Source organism: Pseudomonas sp. KCJK9016 (assembly GCF_046231795.1).
GTDB lineage: Bacteria > Pseudomonadota > Gammaproteobacteria > Pseudomonadales > Pseudomonadaceae > Aquipseudomonas > Aquipseudomonas bananamidigenes.
In genome coordinates this window covers 147,903-165,386 of record NZ_JBJJMM010000014.1, presented here as the reverse complement: position 1 = coordinate 165,386, position 17,484 = coordinate 147,903, and the positions used below count along the sequence as shown (strand labels likewise).

Below are 17,484 nucleotides of genomic sequence, written 5' to 3'. Positions count from 1 at the left end.
ATTGGTGGGGGGGGGGGTTCTGCCCCCCAGGGCACGCAGCGGAACCAAAACCCGCTCCACCGTGGCCGTGTGATGAAAAGGGGGGGGGGAGGGGGGGGGGCTGCTGCGCAGCCGGGCGGGAGCAAGCTCCCTCGCCACAAAGGCCCCGACTTCAACGTTGCGTCGGATCAGAACACCGAGACGTAATCGCCCAGCTCGACCTGTACCGATTTGATGCGAGTGAAGTTGTTCAGCGAGCTGATGCCGTTCTCACGACCGACGCCCGACTGCTTGTAACCGCCAACCGGCATTTTTGCGTCGGACTCGCCCCAGGCGTTGATCCAGCAGATACCGGCTTCCAGCTGATGGATGATGCGGTGGGCGCGGTTCAGGTCGCGGGTGACGATACCGGCGGCCAGGCCGAAGTCGGTGTCGTTGGCGCGACGGATCACTTCTTCTTCGGTTTCGTAGGTCAGGATCGACATTACCGGGCCGAAGATTTCTTCACGGACGATGGTCATGTCGTCGGTGCAGTCGGTGAACACGGTCGGTGCCACGAACGCGCCCTTGGCGAATTCGCCGTCGGTCATGCGCTCGCCGCCGCACAGAACGCGGGCGCCTTCTTCTTTACCCTTGGCGATGTAGCCCAGCACGTTTTCCATGTGCGCGAAGCTGACCAGCGGGCCGAAGTTGGTGTTTTCGTTTTCCGGGTTGCCAACGCGGATGCGGGCGACGCGCTCGACGATCTTGGCTTCGAAAGCGGCTTTCAGGTGGCTCGGCACGAACACGCGAGTGCCGTTGGTGCAGACCTGACCGGAGCTGTAGAAGTTGGCCATCATCGCGGTGTCGGCGGCGCGATCCAGATCGGCGTCGTCGCAGATGATCAGCGGGGACTTGCCGCCCAGCTCCATGGTCACGTCTTTGAGCGACGAGGCCGAAGCGCTGGCCATGACCTTCTTGCCGGTGTCGGTGCCGCCGGTGAAGGAGATTTTCTCGATGCGCGGGTGCTCGGTCAGCCAGGTGCCGACTTCACGGCCGCTGCCGGTCAGGACGTTGAACACACCGTTCGGCAGGCCTGCTTCGGTGTAGATCTCGGCCAGTTTCAGGGTGGTCAGCGAGGTGACTTCGCTTGGCTTGAAGATCATCGCGTTACCGGCCGCCAGGGCTGGCGCGGATTTCCACAGGGCGATCTGGATCGGGTAGTTCCACGCGCCGATGCCGGCGACGACGCCCAGAGGCTCGCGACGGGTGTAGACGAAAGAGGTATCACGCAGCGGGATCTGTTCGCCTTCGATGGCGGGTACCAGGCCGGCGTAGTATTCCAGCACGTCGGCGCCGGTGACGATGTCGACGTATTTGGTTTCGGAGAAGGCTTTACCGGTGTCCAAGGTTTCCAGGGCAGCCAGTTCATCGTTGCGCTCGCGCAGGATGTCGACGGCGCGACGCAGGATGCGCGAACGCTCCATGGCGGTCATCGCGGCCCAGATTTTCTGGCCCTTTTCGGCGCTGACCACAGCGCGCTCGACGTCTTCCTTGGTCGCACGTTGCACGTGTGCGAGGACTTCACCGTTAGCCGGGTTGATGGCTTCGAAGGTGGCATCGCTGCCGGCGTCGGAGTACGCGCCATCGATGTAGAGTTTTTGCAGTTCGAAACGGGCCATAGTGTCCTCGCAAGTGCATAAGTGGTTGGCCTTGGCCACCGCGATCAGGCTGCGGCGGCGTTCAGGGGCCGAGCGTTTTCTATGTGCTCTGGCTCACCTTCTTGGCCAATTGGAAATCCATGTATTCGTAAGCGATCTGTTGCGCCTGCGCAGTGTCGAAAGCGTCTCCCGACAGCGCGCCGCGCAACCACAAACCGTCAATCAGAGCTGCCAGTCCACGGGCGGCGCTGCGCGCGTCTTCGAGCGGCAGCACACGGCGGAACTCGCAGCACAGGTTGGAATACAGACGGTGATCGTTGATCCGCTGCAACCTGTGCAAAGACGGCTGGTGCATGCTGGTGGCCCAGAAGGCCAGCCAGGTTTTCATTGCCGGGCCATTGACCTGGCTGGCGTCGAAGTTGCCTTCGATGATCACCTGCAGATGCGCCCGGGGGCTGCTGTCTGCCAGCGCCTGACGGCGCGCGGTGACGTTCTCGCTGAGGACGCTCATCAGATACCGCATCGTGGCGGCGATCAGGCCGTTCTTGTCCTGAAAATAGTGACTGATGATGCCATTCGAGACACCGGCCAGACGGGCGATCAGCGCAATGCTGGCGTCCCCCATTCCGACCTGATCGACGGCCTGCAAAGTGGCTTCGATCAGTTGTTGGCGGCGGATGGGTTGCATACCGACCTTGGGCATCTTGCACATCTCCTTAGGCCTTCCGACGGGCGATGAACGCCGATCGGATCGAGGGCCAGTCTATTTTGTTTTGATTGAACGTTCAATCAACAAAGAATAAGATCTGCGACAAATCGTCGCTGCCTACAGTTTTTTCCTACGAGTAAGTGGCGATAAACCGACATCCGAAAATGCTCGAAACCTGCGCGGGGCAAGGCGCGGTTCGACGTTCGATGGACGTGTTGAATGGGCAAGACGCTCACGGCCAGGTTTCGGATGAACGTTCGGACCCCGGCCACGACGGCGATTCGCGGTGCCATCTCTGCAGGTTCGGGTTTTTTCGGGGTGTCTTTATATCACCCGCCGGTCGGCTGCCAACTAACCGATTGGTCGGGTTCCGTGTTGCCTTGTGTTCTTCTCTCGCACTGCCTGGAGCATTTGTGCCATGAGTTCTGCCTCGCTTATAAAGACCCCGCCCGAGAAGGTGACGGTCAACGGTTGGGTGTTCTACACCTCGACCGTGCTGATTCTGTTGTTGACCGCCATTCTGATCATCGCCCCGCAAGAGGCCGGCAGAATGCTGGGAGTGGCTCAGGCCTGGTTGTCCCGCAGCTTCGGCTGGTACTACATGGTGGTGATCGCCGCTTACCTGGTGTTTGTGGTGGGCCTGGCGTTTTCCTCCTACGGCAAACTCAAACTGGGTGGCAAGGACGATACCCCTGATTTCAGCTACGGCGCCTGGGCGGGGATGCTGTTCTCGTCGGGTATCGGTATTTCGCTGCTGTACTTCGGCGCATCCGAACCGCTGGATCATTACTTCAACCCGCCGGAAGGTGCTTCGGCCACCAACCTGGCGGCGCGTCAGGCTGTTCAGCTGACCTTCCTGCACTGGGGCCTGCACGGCTGGGCGATCTACGCACTGGTCGGTCTGGCCGTTGCCTATTTCGCCTACCGTCACAACCAGCCGCTGGCGCTGCGTTCGGCGCTGTACCCGCTGGCGGGCGAGCGTTGGGTCAAGGGCGCTGCCGGTCATGCGGTGGACGGCTTCGGCATGTTCGTGACCCTGCTGGGTCTGGTGACCAACCTGGGGATCGGTTCGCTGCAGGTGTCCTCCGGCCTGGAAAACCTGTTCGGCATGGAGCACAGCAACACCAATCTGCTGATCGTGATCATCGTGATGAGCACCGTGGCGACCATCGCTGCCGTGTCCGGTGTGGAAAACGGCATCCGTCGTCTGTCCAACCTCAACATCATTCTGTTCAGCGGCCTGCTGATTTTCGTGCTGCTGTTCGGCCCGACCCTGCACCTGCTCAACGGCTTCGTGCAGAACATCGGCGACTACCTCAACGGCGTGGTCATGAAGACGTTCGACCTGTACGTCTATGAAGGCGACAGCGCCAAGTCCGACCGCTGGCTGGGCCTGTGGACTCTGTTCTACTGGGCCTGGTGGATTTCCTGGGCGCCATTCGTAGGCATGTTCATCGCGCGTATTTCCCGTGGTCGTACCGTGCGTGAACTGGTAGCCGGCGTGCTGCTGATTCCGCTGGGCTTCACCCTGGCGTGGCTGTCGATCTTCGGTAACTCGGCGCTGGATCTGGTGATGAACCAGGGCGCAGTCGAACTCGGCAAGACGGCGCTGGAACAGCCGTCGATGGCGATCTATCAGTTGCTGGAACACTACCCGGCGTCGAAAGTCGTGATCGGTGTGTCGATTTTCGTGGGCTTCGTGCTGTTCCTGACGCCTGCGGACTCCGGTGCGGTGATGATGGCCAACCTGTCGTGCAAGGGCGGCACCGTCGACGAAGACGCGCCGCACTGGTTGCGTATCTTCTGGTCGGTCGTGATCACCCTGGTGACCATCGGCCTGCTCTTCGCCGGTAACTTCGAAGCCATGCAGACCATGGTGGTGCTGGCCGGTCTGCCGTTCTCGGTGGTGCTGGTGTTCTTCATGTTCGGCCTGCACAAGGCGATGCGTCAGGACACGCAGATCGAACAGGAGCAAGCGCAACTGGCTGAACGGGGTCGTCGTGGTTTCAGCGAGCGTCTGACTCAACTGGACCTGCAACCGAGCCAGTCGGTCGTGCAGCGTTTCATGGACAAACACGTGACTCCGGCGCTGGACGATGCGGCGGCGCAGCTGCGTGCCCAGGGTCTGGAAGTGCAGACGTTGCTCGGTAAATCCAAGCGCTGCATGGGCGTGCGGGTCGAGATGGAAGAGGGCAACCCTTTTGTCTACGAAGTGAGCCTGGACGGCTATCTGGCGACCCCGACCGAATCGGCCCAGTCCGATGAAGCGCGCCAGCGTTACTACCGCGCCGAGGTGTACCTGCACAACGGCAGCCAGGATTACGACCTGATGGGCTTCACGCAGGATCAGATCACGCGCGATGTGCTCGATCAGTTTGAAAGCCATCGGCAGCTCCTTGGCCGGGTGTACAGCTGAGTTGTAAGTGACGCGGTGTTTCAGTGAATCCGCGTCGCCTTCATCGCGGGCAAGCCCGCTCTCACATTGGAATGCGATTCTCTGTGGGAGCGGGCTTGCCCGCGAAGGGGCCATCAGATGCACAGATGATTTAGCCGATGCCCCAAAACAAAAACGCCGCGATCCTCTCGCGGCGTTTTTGTGTCTGCTCTCTTTACCCCAGGTTCTTGCCGAGCAGCGCGTGATACAGCTCGCTGTCGCCGAGAATCCCCACCACATGGTTGTTGTCGTGCAGCACCAGCTTGTTGCCGGTCTGATAGCGAATCTGCAACGCGTCACGCATGCCGATGTTCGAGTCCACCAGCGTCGGACGACGGTCCAGGCCTTCCACCGCTTGCCCCGGCACCCAGTTCTGCAGGTCGAGTACCGAGCCGTTCTTGCGTGCGCCCTTGATGGTGTTGCCTTCGGCCAGATCCAGCCAGGAGTCGGCGCCCGGATCCAGGCACACAGAACCGTTGATGCGCTTGCAGTTGTCCAGGGTGCGCATCAGGCTGCGACCGCACAGCACGTTCAGCGGGTTGGTGTGGGCGACGAAGGTCCGCACGTAATCGTCCGCAGGGTTGAGCACGATTTCTTCAGGCTTGCTGTACTGGATGATCCGGCCGTCTTTCATGATTGCGATGCGGCTGCCGAGTTTCAGCGCTTCGTCGAGGTCGTGGCTCACGAATACGATGGTTTTGCTCAGCTTGCGTTGCAGTTCCAGCAGTTCATCCTGCAGGCCCTGACGGATCAACGGGTCGAGGGCCGAGAACGGTTCGTCCATCAGCAGGATGTCGGCGTCCATCGCCAGCGCACGGGCCAGGCCCACGCGCTGCTGCATGCCGCCGGACAGCTCGTTGGGCTTCTTGTTGCGCCACTGGGTAAGGCCCACCAGCTCCAGCTTGTCGTCCACCAGTTTGCGCCGTTCCTTTTCAGGGCGGCCCTGCATTTCCAGACCGAAGCTGATGTTCTCGCGCACGGTCAGCCAAGGCATCAGGGCGAACTTCTGGAACACCATGGCAATGCGCTTGGTGCGCATCATTTTCAGTTCGGCAGGGCTGCAGGAGGCGATGTCGATCTGCTTGCCTTCGTGCTCGACGAACAGCTTGCCGCGACTCACGGTGTTGAGGCCGTTGATGCAGCGCAACAGGCTGGATTTGCCCGAACCGGACAGGCCCATCAGTACGCAGATTTCGCCTTTCTTGATATCCAGGCTGGCCTTTTCGACACCGACGATCTGTCCGGTCTTTTTCAGGATTTCATTGCGGGTCATGCCTTGATCCAGCAGCTTGAGCGCTTCACGTGGATCCTTGGCGAAGATAACGTCGACGTTATCGAAGCGAATAATGCTCATGCGTCACCCCCTGCTTTGGCATCGGGTTGTTTGCAGATACGGTCGAGCATGATCGCCAGCAGTACGATCGCCAGGCCTGCTTCGAAGCCCAGGGCGATATCAGCAGTGTTCAGTGCGTTGACCACCGGTTTGCCGAGTCCGTCGGCGCCCACCAGTGCCGCGATCACCACCATCGACAGCGACAGCATGATGCACTGGGTGATGCCGGCTGCGATGCTCGGCATCGCGTGAGGCAGTTCGATCCGTGAAAGCAGTTGACGACGCGAGCAGCCGAAGGCCTTGCCGGCGTCCATCAGTTCTTCCGGGACATCGCGGATGCCCAGGTAGGTCAGGCGGATCGGCGCAGCGATGGCGAACACCACCGTGGAGATCAGGCCCGGGACCACGCCCAGCCCGAAGAGGGTCAGGGTAGGAATGAGGTAAACGAAGGTCGGTACGGTCTGCATCAGATCGAGCACCGGCCTCATCAGCGTGTAGAACATCGGTTTGTGCGCGGCGACGATGCCCAGCGGCACGCCGATGACCACGCAGACCAGGGTCGCGAACATGACCTGGGCGAGGGTTTCCATGGTTTCCTGCCAGTACCCCAGATTGAGGATCAGCAGAAAGGAGGCGACCACGAACGCGGTCAGGCCCCATTTGCGTTGAATGAAGTGCGCGAGCAGGGCGATGAGACCGATCAACACCAGCGGGTTGAACCAGGTCAGCGCAAACGTCACGCCGTGGATCATCGTTTCCAGGGTCACGGCGATTGCGTCGAAGGTGCTGGCGCCGTGTTGCGTCAACCATTCGACGAAGCCCGCGATGTACTGGCCTAAAGGGATTTTCTGATCAATCAGCATGGTAGTGAACGTCCGCATGCAAGGAAATAAACAGCCCGGACGGCCGGAGCCGTCCGGCATAAACGATTACTGCAGTTTGGCTTTCACGGCCTCCAGGCCAGGTTTACCGTCAATGGTGGTCACGCCAGCGAGCCAGGTATCGAGCACCTGTGGATTCTTTTTCAGCCAGGCCTTGGCGGCCGCTTCAGGCTTCATCTTGTCGTCGAGGATGTTGCCCATCAGGGTACTTTCCATGTCGACGGTGAACTCCAGGTTTTTCAGCAACTGGCCGACATTGCTGCATTCCTCGACGTAGCCCTTGCGGGTGTTGGTCGCGACGGTCGCCGCGCCGAAGTCCGGGCCGAAGAAATCATCGCCGCCAGTCAGGTATTGAATCTTGAAGCGCTTGTTCATCGGGTGCGGCGCCCAGCCGAGGAACACCAAGGCGCTGTCGCGTTTCTGCGCGCGATCGACCTGCGAAAGCATGCCGGCTTCGGACGACTCGACGACCTTGAAGCCGGCGTCCTTCAGGCCGAAGGCATTCTTGTCGATCATGCTCTGGATCAGGCGGTTGCCGTCGTTGCCAGGCTCGATGCCGTAGATCTTGCCGTCGAGTTCCTTCTTGAACTTGGCGATGTCGGCGAAGTCATGCAGGCCCTTGTCGTACAGCGCCTGCGGAACGGCGAGGGTGTATTTGGCGCCCTTGAGGTTGGTACGCACCACTTCCACGGTGCCGGCATCGCGATAGGCCTTGATGTCGTTTTCCATGGTCGGCATCCAGTTGCCGAGGAACACGTCCATGTTCTTGCCGTCGGCCAGCGACTTGTAGGTCACGGGCACGGAGATCATGGTGGTCTTGGTCTTGTAGCCGAGGGCTTCGAGCACCACGCTGGTGGTGGCGGTTGTTGCGGTGATGTCGGTCCAGCCGACATCGGAGAAGTTAACGGTACTGCACTGCGCCGGTTCTGCGGCTTGAGCCAGCAACGGCAGACTCAGCATGGCGGCCAACAACAACGACGGGGAACCTTTCATGGATGGACTCCTTGGTGTTTTTTTTGGCAGTGTTCCGACTGGACCACCGCACTTATAGGTTGCGGTTGGGTGGCGTTCTGGAGACAGCTCTGTCACGGCGCCTTGCAATCGAGTCGATACGATCATGTACCAGTGAAAAACTGACGCCTACAGGGTGCGTCGTATCCAGTACAGGGATGGTCGCATCCAGTGTCGGTGACGTCGCTTACAGCTTTTTTCAGCCCTTTTTGGCCATCTGAACCGCATAAAAACGGCGAAAACACGGGGCGAAACCGGCACGGCGTTCGTGGGCATGAGTGCGTCGGTGTCAGACGCCGCACGACCCGGGAAAAGTCCGATGATGCGGGCATTCCGGCGGATCGCAGCTTGAGCGTAGCAGCTCCGCCAGCGGGCGCTTCACGCCCCGGACCGGCACTCTCAGGAGCTCTGCATCAATGGCTATCAGCGTTTTCGACCTGTTCAAAATCGGCATTGGTCCCTCCAGTTCTCACACCGTCGGGCCGATGCGCGCCGCGGCGCTGTTCGTCGAGTCATTGCGCGACAAGCACCTGCTGGAGCAGGTGCGGCGGATCGAAGTGCAGTTGTTCGGTTCGCTGTCGGCCACCGGCGTCGGTCACGGCAGCGACAATGCGGTGATCATGGGCCTGATGGGCGAGTGGCCGGACGCAATCGATCCGTCGCAGATCGGCCCGCGCATCCAGGCCCTGCGTGAAACCCACACCCTTTTGCTGGATGGTCGTCTGTCGGTGCCTTTTATATGGGCCCGGGACATGCGTCTGATCGACGAGAACCTTCCGTTCCACCCCAACGCCATGACCCTGGTTGCCGAAGGCGATCACGGCGAGATTCATCGCGACACCTACTATTCGGTCGGCGGCGGTTTTGTCGTCGATGAGGCGCAGGCGTCCAGCGGTGTAGTGGATCTGGATCGCACCGAATTGCCGTATGACTTCTCCAGCGCCGTCGAGCTGTTGGAATTGTGCAAGCAGAACAACCTGCGCGTGGCTGAACTGATGATGGCCAACGAGAAGGTCTGGCGCAGCGAAGAGGAAATACGCGCCGGGCTCATGAAACTCTGGCAGGCGATGCAGGATTGCGTCGAGCAGGGCCTCAAGCACGAAGGGATCCTGCCCGGCGGCCTGAACGTGCGTCGGCGGGCGGCAAAACTGCACCGCAGTCTTCAGGAGTTGAACAAGCCCAATGTGATCGGCTCGACCCTCAGCGCCATGGAGTGGGTCAACCTGTTCGCCCTGGCGGTGAATGAAGAGAACGCGGCCGGCGGGCGCATGGTCACGGCCCCGACCAACGGTGCGGCGGGGATCATTCCGGCGGTGTTGCACTACTTCATGAGGTTCAGCGAAGCGGTGACCGACGCCAACGTGGTCGACTTTTTCCTTGGCGCGGCGGCGGTGGGCATCCTGTGCAAGAAAAACGCTTCGATCTCCGGTGCCGAAGTCGGTTGCCAGGGCGAAGTCGGTTCGGCCTGCGCCATGGCGGCGGCGGGGCTGGCGGAAGTGCTCGGCGCCACGCCGGAACAATTGTGCAATGCGGCGGAAATCGGCCTGGAGCACAACCTCGGCCTGACCTGCGATCCGGTTGGCGGTCTCGTCCAGGTGCCGTGCATCGAGCGCAACGCGATTGCGGCGGTCAAGGCGATCAACGCGGCGCAGATGGCCTTGCGCGGCGACGGTCAGCACTTCATTTCCCTCGACCGGGTGATCCGCACCATGCGCGATACCGGCGCCGACATGCATGACAAATATAAAGAGACTTCGCGGGGCGGGTTGGCGGTCAGCGCGGTTGAGTGCTGATCCGCCGACAGCGCCAGACCAGTCAAAACTGCGCACCAAGTGAGCATCGACAATAAAGCGCGCCACCTTTTGGCGCGTCGCAATCAGATAAGAGCGTTTCCCACTTCCATGGCGGGCTCCGCTCAGCCTGCCGTTCGTCACCCGTGCCATCGGTGACACTGCAGGACAATCCCCCGCAGCCCTGTTCCCACAAGTGCTACCGATCTGCTCACGCATGCCGGGGCAGGGCTCTCTCCGCCGCTGATGGCACTTCGAATTGCCTTTCGTCGGACCGCTTGTATAGACGCGTCGCGACGTCGTTTTCAGGAGTTATTGAACAGCCATTCAATTTCAGGCATGGCAATTGCTCTGTCATAACAAAGCCCCGTCTCACGCAAGAGAACGATGGCAATAACAAGAGCCTCCGCCTGAGGCCATCACCCGCTTTGTGTGAGGAGATACCGCGATGACGTCGTTCAACTCCGGGGCTCAACCCCAGAACCGTGCGCCTCAATCCATCGGCTTTCTGCTGCTGGACAATTTCACGCTGATTTCCCTGGCTTCCGCAGTCGAACCGCTGCGCATGGCCAACCAGTTGTCCGGTCGCGAGCTGTATCGCTGGACCACCCTCACCGTCGATGGTGGCCAGGTCTGGGCCAGTGACGGCCTGCAGATCACACCCGACGCCTCCATGCACAAAGCCCCGGCCCTCGACACCATCATCGTGTGCGGCGGGATCGGCATTCAACGCACTGTTACCCGTGAACACGTCTCGTGGCTGCAAAGCCAGGCGCGCCAGTCCCGTCGCCTCGGCGCCGTGTGCACCGGCAGTTGGGCCCTGGCTTGCGCCGGGCTGCTCGATGGCTTCGATTGCAGCGTGCACTGGGAATGTCTGGCGGCGATGCAGGAAGCCTTTCCGCGCGTGGCGATGAGCACCCGTCTGTTCACGCTCGACCGCAACCGTTTCACCAGCTCCGGCGGTACCGCACCGCTTGACATGATGCTGCACCTGATCAGCCGCGATCACGGCCGTGAGCTGTCCGCCGCGATCTCCGAGATGTTCGTCTACGAGCGTATCCGCAACGAGCAGGATCACCAGCGCGTGCCGCTCAAGCACATGCTCGGCACCAACCAGCCGAAACTGCAGGAAATCGTTGCGCTGATGGAAGCCAACCTGGAAGAGCCGATCGACCTCGATGAACTGGCGGTGTACGTCGCCGTCTCCCGTCGCCAGCTCGAACGCCTGTTCCAGAAATACCTGCACTGCTCGCCGTCGCGCTACTACCTCAAGCTGCGCCTGATCCGCGCCCGGCAACTGCTCAAGCAGACGCCGATGTCGATCATCGAAGTGGCGTCGGTGTGTGGTTTCGTGTCGACGCCGCACTTCTCCAAGTGCTACCGCGAATACTTCGGCATTCCTCCGCGTGACGAGCGCGTCGGTTCCAACACCACCCAGCAGGTGGCGATGCTGCCGCTGCCGCAGGCCATCGTGATGTCGCCGCTGTCCGGGCCGATGTCGGCGCTGAGCCAGGCGCGCAACGAATCGACCTTCGCCAGCGTGCGTCTCTGATCAGAGCGCTCGTTTGAAGTACACGACGCGCTCGGTTTCCTCGAAGCCGAGCGCCTTGTGTGTTGCCTGACTGGTCAGGTTGTCGACGCCGGTGTCGGACGCCATTTCCACGCAGCCGTTTTCCCGTCCCCACTGCGCGACATGCTCGATCAACCGGGCCGCCACACCTTGGCGGCGTTGTTGCGGTATCACGTAGATACCTTCCAGGTACACCACTGGTGAACTTTCGGTGCCATTGACGTAATCGGTGCGTAGTGAGGCTTCGGCGAATCCGACCGGGTGGAGCTGTATGTCGTAGGCGACGAAGTTGATATAGCGCTGCGGCGCTTTCAGTTGCTGCGCGGTTTCATCACGATGCTCGTGTTCCGAAGCATCGGGCCAGAGGGCCTGGCGCAGGGGCAGCCAGCCCGGTTGTTCGCTGGACTGGCAGATCTGGATATGGAACATCGGCGTTCGCTCGTGATGGCCTTCAGGGCCGTCACTCTAGCAAACGCCACAGAGGTCAGGCGCGGGTCTGCTGATACTGCGCCAGGGCCGGCAGCAACTGCTTGTCGATGGCTTCGCGCACGATCGGCTGGATGCTCGCGCTGCTGGTGTACATTTGCTTGACCATGGTGCGCAGCGTGTTGGCGCGCACATCGTCCAGCCCCCGTACCGCGCACTCACAGGCCTGCTGGGCCGTCGAGCCGGACGGTACTTCGAATCCCAACGACTTGAGTTGGCCCAACAGGTCTTCCTGATCGATCAAATCGGCATACATCATGAGGCGAATCCTTCTTCGGCAACGGAGGTCGTGACTCGATTCTGGTAGGCCCGGACAGGCACGGCAAGGGCGATTTGTCGCAGTGGCCGCGACGACTATGAACAGGTCGTTTTCGGCTAACTTGCGGACCGGAGGAGTGGGCACACTGGCCTCAGCTCGCTTCACGAAGGTTTGGTCACCCTCGCCGCGGCAGCTCCTCAACAGTACCCTTGCCCCGATCCTGTCACGGCTTGTATCGGGGCTTTTTTTGTCGATGCTTTCAGCGTTGCAACACCAGTATCCGTGACAGCAATTCATCCCTGTCGATATAACAGCCCTGAAAATGCCGGGCCCCGGTGCTCGGATCAAACGCGTTGCGCGCATGCAGGGTGCGGCGGTTGTCGAAGCACCACAGTTCGCCCGGATTGAGCCGCTGCATCACCCGGAAGCGTGGCTCGCGGGTCATGGCGATAAAGCGCCGGTAAGCCCGGTACAGCAGCGGCATTTGCTCCACGGATGTGTCGAATGCGCCGCGCAGAAAGTTGGCCATGCGGATTTCCGCGACCCGGCCCGACGCATCCAGAGCGATGATCGGCGCCAGGCAGCGATAGTCGCTGTGGCGATCCTTGTTGCGAAATTCCACCGGGATCTCGCACAGCGCCTGAAACGACGATGGATCTTGCTGACGCAACGCTTCGGCAATCGCAAACCCATCGACAAAGATGCTCTCGCCACCCTCGGCGTCATTCACCAGACAATGCAGAAATTGCAGCCCCGGTTGCAGCTCGCGGGTCGGCAGGTCGGTATGCAATGGCAGGTTGAAAGCGGTGTAGGCATTGCTGTCGGCATCGGCCCTGGATTGCACGTTGAACAGCACACCGAAATTACTCTCGCGGATGAACGAAATGCGCTGGGCGATCAGCTTCAGCGAGCCGGGCTCGGTGGGCACACCGCGCACCAGGGTCAGGCCGATGTCGCGTACCGCCAGCAACCATTGCAACAGCGCGGCGTTGTCGTTCATCAGGGCTGCGTGGTCGAACACCGGCAACTGTAAATCGCTGTGCCACAAAAAGGCTTTCGGCCTGGCGGCGAGGCGTTCGGCGCGGGACGCGTCGTCATAAGCGTGGGCCCGCAGCCAGCCGGCATCGAAGCGGCTGCGGTGGCCGTCCTGCCAGTCGACGCGCAGGCAGCCGTCGGTGTCGATCTGCACGGTGGAGGGCGACAGGTCTTGCGCCGCATCGACGATCTCGAACACCTGCTCGCGGGTCACGCTGTAGACGCATTGCGGACACGGGCAGTTGTCCCGCAGCCACACATGGTGGAACGGGCTGGTGCGCCCGTCGGCCCAATCGATGAGGATGCGATCCGCCAGGTTCTGCGCGCCGTCCAGCGCGCTGATCAACGGATAGGTACGGTAATCGGCAACAGCGGCGGCGGTTTGCATGACGGCTCCTTGCGTTGGATGGATTTACCGGGTCGGGGGCAGGGCAATGACCCGGCCGATGTACGTCGGGGCGGGCAGGTCGGCCTGCTCGGCGACGATGGCTTGCAGACGGCTCAGGGTGTCCGGGGTAAAGGGTGCGGAACGCGGCCCGGCGAGGTCGACGTGCAGCAGCATCTGTTCGTTGCCGGCCAGTTCCTTGTCACCGCCGGCCAGATGCAGGCTGTGATAGAGGTGCAGGCGTTTCTGGTCGTGGCCGATGATCTGCGTGCGCACTTCGACTTCGGCATCGAGCTTCACTTCGTGCAAATAGTTGAGGTGCAGTTCGAGAGTGAACAGCGAGTGGCCGCTGGCTTCGCGGTTGTTGCTGTCCATGCCGAGGCGATCCATCAGGGCGTCGGTGGCGTAGCTGAAGATCAGCAGGTAGAAGGCGTCGCGCAGGTGGCCGTTGTAGTCGACCCAGTCGGGGATGATGCGGGTCTGGTAGGTGGTGAGGGTGGGCATGGTCTCTGTTCCGCCATTGAGGGTGTCTGGGCTGCAGTCTTCGCGAGCAGGCTCGCTCCCACAGGGGATTGCATTTCAACTGTGGGCGCGAGCCTGCTCGCGAAAAGGCCGGTATTGCTGGCGCAAGGATTATTCGCTGAAGCTCATCCCGTGTTTCTCTTTGGTGGTCTTCACCGCCTCAAGCACTGCCAGCAGACAATCATCACGATAGCGCTCCAGCGCCGAAATACTGTGCCGGCCCAGTTGAACGGTGGTGCCATCCACTACATCGTCGATCAACTTGTCGGTCAGTTCCGGTGCCGGCAGGTACGTCCATGGCAACTGCAATGCCGGGCCGAACTGCGACATGAAATGACGCATGCCCGCATCGCCGCCGGCCAGGGTGTAGGTCAAAAATGTGCCCATGAATGACCAGCGCAGACCGGCGCCAAAGCGGATCGCGTCGTCGATTTCACCGGTGGTCGCCACCCCATCGTTGACCAGGTGCAGCGCCTCGCGCCACAGCGCTTCGAGCAGACGGTCGGCGATGAAGCCCGGCACCTCCTTGCGCACATGCAGCGGGCGCATGCCGAGGGATTCGTAGACTTTCATCGCGGCCTGCACGGCTTGCGGCGCGGTGTTCTTGCCGCCGACCACTTCCACCAGCGGCAGCAGGTAAACCGGGTTGAATGGGTGGCCGACCACGCAGCGTTCCGGGTGGGTCGAACTCTCGTAGAACTCGCTTGGCAACAGGCCCGAGGTGCTGGAGCCGATGAGTGCATTGGGTTTGGCCGCCGCGCTGATCTTGCTGTGCAGCTCCAGTTTCAGTTCGAGGCGTTCCGGGGCGCTTTCCTGGATGAAATCCGCCTCGCGCACGCACTCTTCGATGGTCGCCACAAAACGCAGGCGATCCTGCGAAGCGCCCGGTGCCAGGCCGTTTTTCTCCAGCGCGCCCCAGGCATTGGCCACGCGTTTGCGCAGCGCCGCTTCGGCACCCGGCGCCGGGTCCCAGGCCACCACGTCGAGGCCATGGGCGAGGGCGCGGGCAACCCAGCCGCTGCCGATGACGCCGCTGCCCAGTGCTGCGAAGGTTTTGATTTCGGTGATAAAGCTCATGGTGATTTCCTAGGAAAATTCGGTGATTCCCTGTGGGAGCGAGCTTGCTCGCGAAAGCGGCGGCACAGCTGATGAAGATGCTTCGGATGTACCGGCCTCTTCGCGAGCAAGCTCGCTCCCACAGGGTTTGATGTGTGGCCGTCAGCCGCGCTGGGTCAGGCCCATCTTCTTGCGACCTTCCGCCGGGGTCAGTACCCGGGCGCCGAGGCGGCTGAGGATCTCGGTGGCGCGTTCGACCAGTTGGCCGTTGGTCGCCAGTACGCCTTTGTCCAGCCACAGATTGTCTTCCAGGCCGACCCGCACGTTGCCGCCGAGCAGCACCGCTTGCGCAGCCATTGGCATTTGCATCCGGCCGATGCCGAAGCCGGCCCATACGGCGTCGGTCGGCAGGTTGTCGACCATGGCTTTCATGGTGGTGGTGTCGGCCGGCGCGCCCCACGGGATGCCCAGGCACAACTGGAACAGCGGATTGTCGAGCAGGCCTTCCTTGATCATCTGCTTGGCGAACCACAGGTGACCGGTGTCGAAAATTTCCAGCTCCGCCTTCACGCCCAGCTCGGTGATGCGTCTGGCACCGGCGCGCAGCTGTGCAGGGGTGGAGACATAAATGGTGTCGCCGTCGCCGAAGTTCAGGGTGCCGCAATCCAGGGTGCAGATCTCCGGCAACAGCTCTTCGACGTGAGCCAGCCGGGTCAGCGGGCCGACCAGATCGGTGTTCGGACCGAATTCCATCGGTTTTTCGCCCGGGCCGATCTCCAGGTCGCCACCCATGCCGGCGGTGAGGTTGACGATGATGTCGACGTCGGCTTCGCGGATGCGCTCCATGACTTCTCGGTACAGCGCCACGTCGCGGCTGAACTTGCCGGTCTGCGGGTCGCGGACGTGGCAGTGCACGACCGTGGCGCCGGCCTTGGCCGCTTCGACGGCGGCTGCGGCGATCTGCTTGGGAGTGACCGGTACGTGAGGGCTCTTGGCGGTCGTGTCGCCAGCACCGGTGAGTGCGCAGGTGATGATGACGTCGTGGTTCATGGTGAGTTTTCCTTCAGGCGTGATGGGGCTGTCCGCAGCCCGTGCGGGCTGCGAAATGGTTCATTCGTTGCGGTTTATTTGCTGGTGAGCTGGAGGTTTTCAGCCGCCGGTTTGCCATCGAAAGTGGTGACACCTTCGAGCCAGCGCTGTTTGTCCTGCGGGTGATCCTTCAGCCACTGTTTGGCGGATTCGAAGGCGTCCTTGTGATCGAGCAGCGGCTGCATCATCCGGCTCTCGTCTTCGGCGGTGAACGTCAGGTTGCTCAGCAGGCGGCTGACGTTCGGGCATTGTTCGGCGTATTTCGGCGCGGTGACGGTCCACACGGTGGCCATGCCTTCGTTCGGGCCGAGGGCGTCTTCGCTGCCGGTCAGATAAGTCATTTGCACGTTGACGTTCATCGGGTGCGGCGCCCAGCCGAAGAACACCACGGCTTCCTTGCGGCGCACCGCGCGATCGACGGCGGCGAGCATGCCGGCCTCGCTGGATTCCACGAGCTGGAACTTGCCGAGGCCAAATTGATTCTTGGCGATCATCGCCTTGATCTGGGTGTTGGCACCCGAGCCTGGCTCGATGCCGTAGATCTTGCCGCCCAGCTCTTTCTCGAATTTGGCGATGTCGGCGAAGGTCTTCAGGCCCTTGTCTGCCAGATAGGTCGGCACGGCGAGTGTGGCGCGGGCGTCCTTGAGGCTCGGCGCTTCAAGGACCTTGACCTGGTTGGCGTCGACGAACGGGGTGATGGTCTGGGTCATCAGCGGGTTCCAGTAGCCGAGGAACAGATCCAGACGCTGATCGCGGATCCCGGCGAAAACGATCTGTTGGGACGCGCTGGTCTGTTTGGTGCTGTAGCCGAGACCGTCGAGCAGGACCTGGGCCATGGCACTGGTGGCGATCACGTCGGTCCAGTTCACCACGCCCATGCGCACGTTTTGGCACGACGCAGGTTCGGCCGCCATGACACTGGCGCTTAAAAACGCGGTACCGCTGAGTGCGAGAACACAGCTGCTGATCAGTCGTTTCATGTCGGGTTCCTCGGCAGGTCGTTATTGTGGGTTCCGGTGTCAGTATCCGGTCTTGCGGATAGCGCTCATATTTTGGCGAGTGGCTGTTGGCCTCATGCAAGACGCCGTGACGAGCCATAGCTGGCTATGGCGAGGAGCGGCAACGCAGCATGGGGTCAACAGACGCCGCCAAAATTGAGCAGCTATTCGTAAGACCGGATACCCCTGTGCCGGTGATGCTCAAATTACGCAGCAATGCCCCCGTAAAAACGCACTGCGGCGACCAGCTCTTGCACTGCAGCGACCTGTCCTCTTGAATGCCGCCGACAACTGGCGTATCAACGTT

15 protein-coding genes are annotated in these 17,484 nt (G+C 61.5%); 3 read left to right on the top strand and 12 right to left on the bottom strand.

The genetic code is table 11. The annotated features are described in order from the left end of the window. Nucleotides 1-167: 167 nt before the first annotated feature. A complete protein-coding gene (betB, locus tag ACK6BI_RS15960) occupies nucleotides 168-1,640 on the bottom strand; it encodes a betaine-aldehyde dehydrogenase (RefSeq protein ID WP_065261009.1) in 1,473 nt (490 codons plus the stop codon). A gap of 79 nt (nucleotides 1,641-1,719) precedes the next feature. After that, entirely contained in the window at nucleotides 1,720-2,322 is a 603-nt protein-coding gene (betI, locus tag ACK6BI_RS15955; RefSeq protein WP_409317811.1) for a transcriptional regulator BetI, read from the bottom strand. A 424-nt stretch (nucleotides 2,323-2,746) separates the two neighbouring features. Here betI and betT point away from each other — a divergent pair, with 424 nt between their 5' ends. Continuing rightward, complete coding sequence (betT, locus tag ACK6BI_RS15950; RefSeq protein ID WP_065261011.1) at nucleotides 2,747-4,744, top strand: choline BCCT transporter BetT; 1,998 nt, start codon at nucleotides 2,747-2,749, stop codon at nucleotides 4,742-4,744. 193 nt (nucleotides 4,745-4,937) lie between these two features. Here the strand turns inward: betT and choV are convergent, their stop codons facing one another. The 3 genes from choV to ACK6BI_RS15935 form a co-directional block, all read right to left on the bottom strand. After that, nucleotides 4,938-6,116: a choline ABC transporter ATP-binding protein gene (choV, locus tag ACK6BI_RS15945; RefSeq protein WP_065260186.1), complete on the bottom strand. Its 1,179-nt coding sequence runs from the start codon at nucleotides 6,114-6,116 to the stop codon at nucleotides 4,938-4,940. Then, nucleotides 6,113-6,958, bottom strand: coding sequence for a choline ABC transporter permease subunit (gene choW, locus ACK6BI_RS15940; RefSeq protein WP_065260187.1), 846 nt, complete (start codon nucleotides 6,956-6,958; stop codon nucleotides 6,113-6,115). The genes choV and choW overlap by 4 nt, the downstream gene beginning before the upstream one ends. 66 nt (nucleotides 6,959-7,024) lie before the next feature. Then, nucleotides 7,025-7,969 (bottom strand): choline ABC transporter substrate-binding protein, encoded by a 945-nt coding sequence (locus ACK6BI_RS15935; protein ID WP_409317810.1) that lies wholly within the window; start codon nucleotides 7,967-7,969, stop codon nucleotides 7,025-7,027. Nucleotides 7,970-8,403: 434 nt separating this feature from the next. Here ACK6BI_RS15935 and ACK6BI_RS15930 point away from each other — a divergent pair, with 434 nt between their 5' ends. Continuing rightward, nucleotides 8,404-9,780, top strand: coding sequence for an L-serine ammonia-lyase (locus ACK6BI_RS15930; protein WP_409317809.1), 1,377 nt, complete (start codon nucleotides 8,404-8,406; stop codon nucleotides 9,778-9,780). 445 nt (nucleotides 9,781-10,225) lie between these two features. Beyond that, the gene (locus ACK6BI_RS15925; RefSeq protein WP_065260190.1) at nucleotides 10,226-11,329 is read left to right on the top strand and encodes a GlxA family transcriptional regulator; all 1,104 of its coding nucleotides are present in this window, start codon (nucleotides 10,226-10,228) and stop codon (nucleotides 11,327-11,329) included. On the opposite strand, the gene aac(6') is transcribed toward ACK6BI_RS15925, so the two are convergent. The 7 genes from aac(6') to ACK6BI_RS15890 all read right to left on the bottom strand — a co-directional run bounded on the left by aac(6') (nucleotide 11,330) and on the right by ACK6BI_RS15890 (nucleotide 17,159). Continuing rightward, a complete protein-coding gene (gene aac(6') / locus ACK6BI_RS15920) occupies nucleotides 11,330-11,776 on the bottom strand; it encodes an aminoglycoside 6'-N-acetyltransferase (protein WP_409317808.1) in 447 nt (148 codons plus the stop codon). A gap of 55 nt (nucleotides 11,777-11,831) precedes the next feature. Then, complete coding sequence (locus ACK6BI_RS15915) at nucleotides 11,832-12,092, bottom strand: hypothetical protein (protein ID WP_085688602.1); 261 nt, start codon at nucleotides 12,090-12,092, stop codon at nucleotides 11,832-11,834. 259 nt (nucleotides 12,093-12,351) lie between these two features. Then, nucleotides 12,352-13,515, bottom strand: a complete 1,164-nt coding sequence (locus ACK6BI_RS15910; protein WP_409317807.1) for a gamma-butyrobetaine dioxygenase — start codon at nucleotides 13,513-13,515, stop codon at nucleotides 12,352-12,354. A 24-nt stretch (nucleotides 13,516-13,539) separates the two neighbouring features. Next, nucleotides 13,540-14,016 carry a thioesterase family protein gene (locus tag ACK6BI_RS15905; protein WP_409317806.1) on the bottom strand — a complete coding sequence of 159 codons (477 nt, stop codon included), beginning with the start codon at nucleotides 14,014-14,016 and terminating at the stop codon, nucleotides 13,540-13,542. A gap of 129 nt (nucleotides 14,017-14,145) precedes the next feature. Then, entirely contained in the window at nucleotides 14,146-15,111 is a 966-nt protein-coding gene (locus ACK6BI_RS15900; protein WP_409317805.1) for an L-carnitine dehydrogenase, read from the bottom strand. 141 nt (nucleotides 15,112-15,252) lie between these two features. Next, entirely contained in the window at nucleotides 15,253-16,140 is an 888-nt protein-coding gene (locus ACK6BI_RS15895; RefSeq protein ID WP_409317804.1) for a 3-keto-5-aminohexanoate cleavage protein, read from the bottom strand. A 74-nt stretch (nucleotides 16,141-16,214) separates the two neighbouring features. Next, on the bottom strand, nucleotides 16,215-17,159 hold the full coding sequence (locus tag ACK6BI_RS15890; protein ID WP_409317803.1) for a choline ABC transporter substrate-binding protein: 945 nt from the start codon (nucleotides 17,157-17,159) through the stop codon (nucleotides 16,215-16,217). Nucleotides 17,160-17,484: the final 325 nt, after the last annotated feature.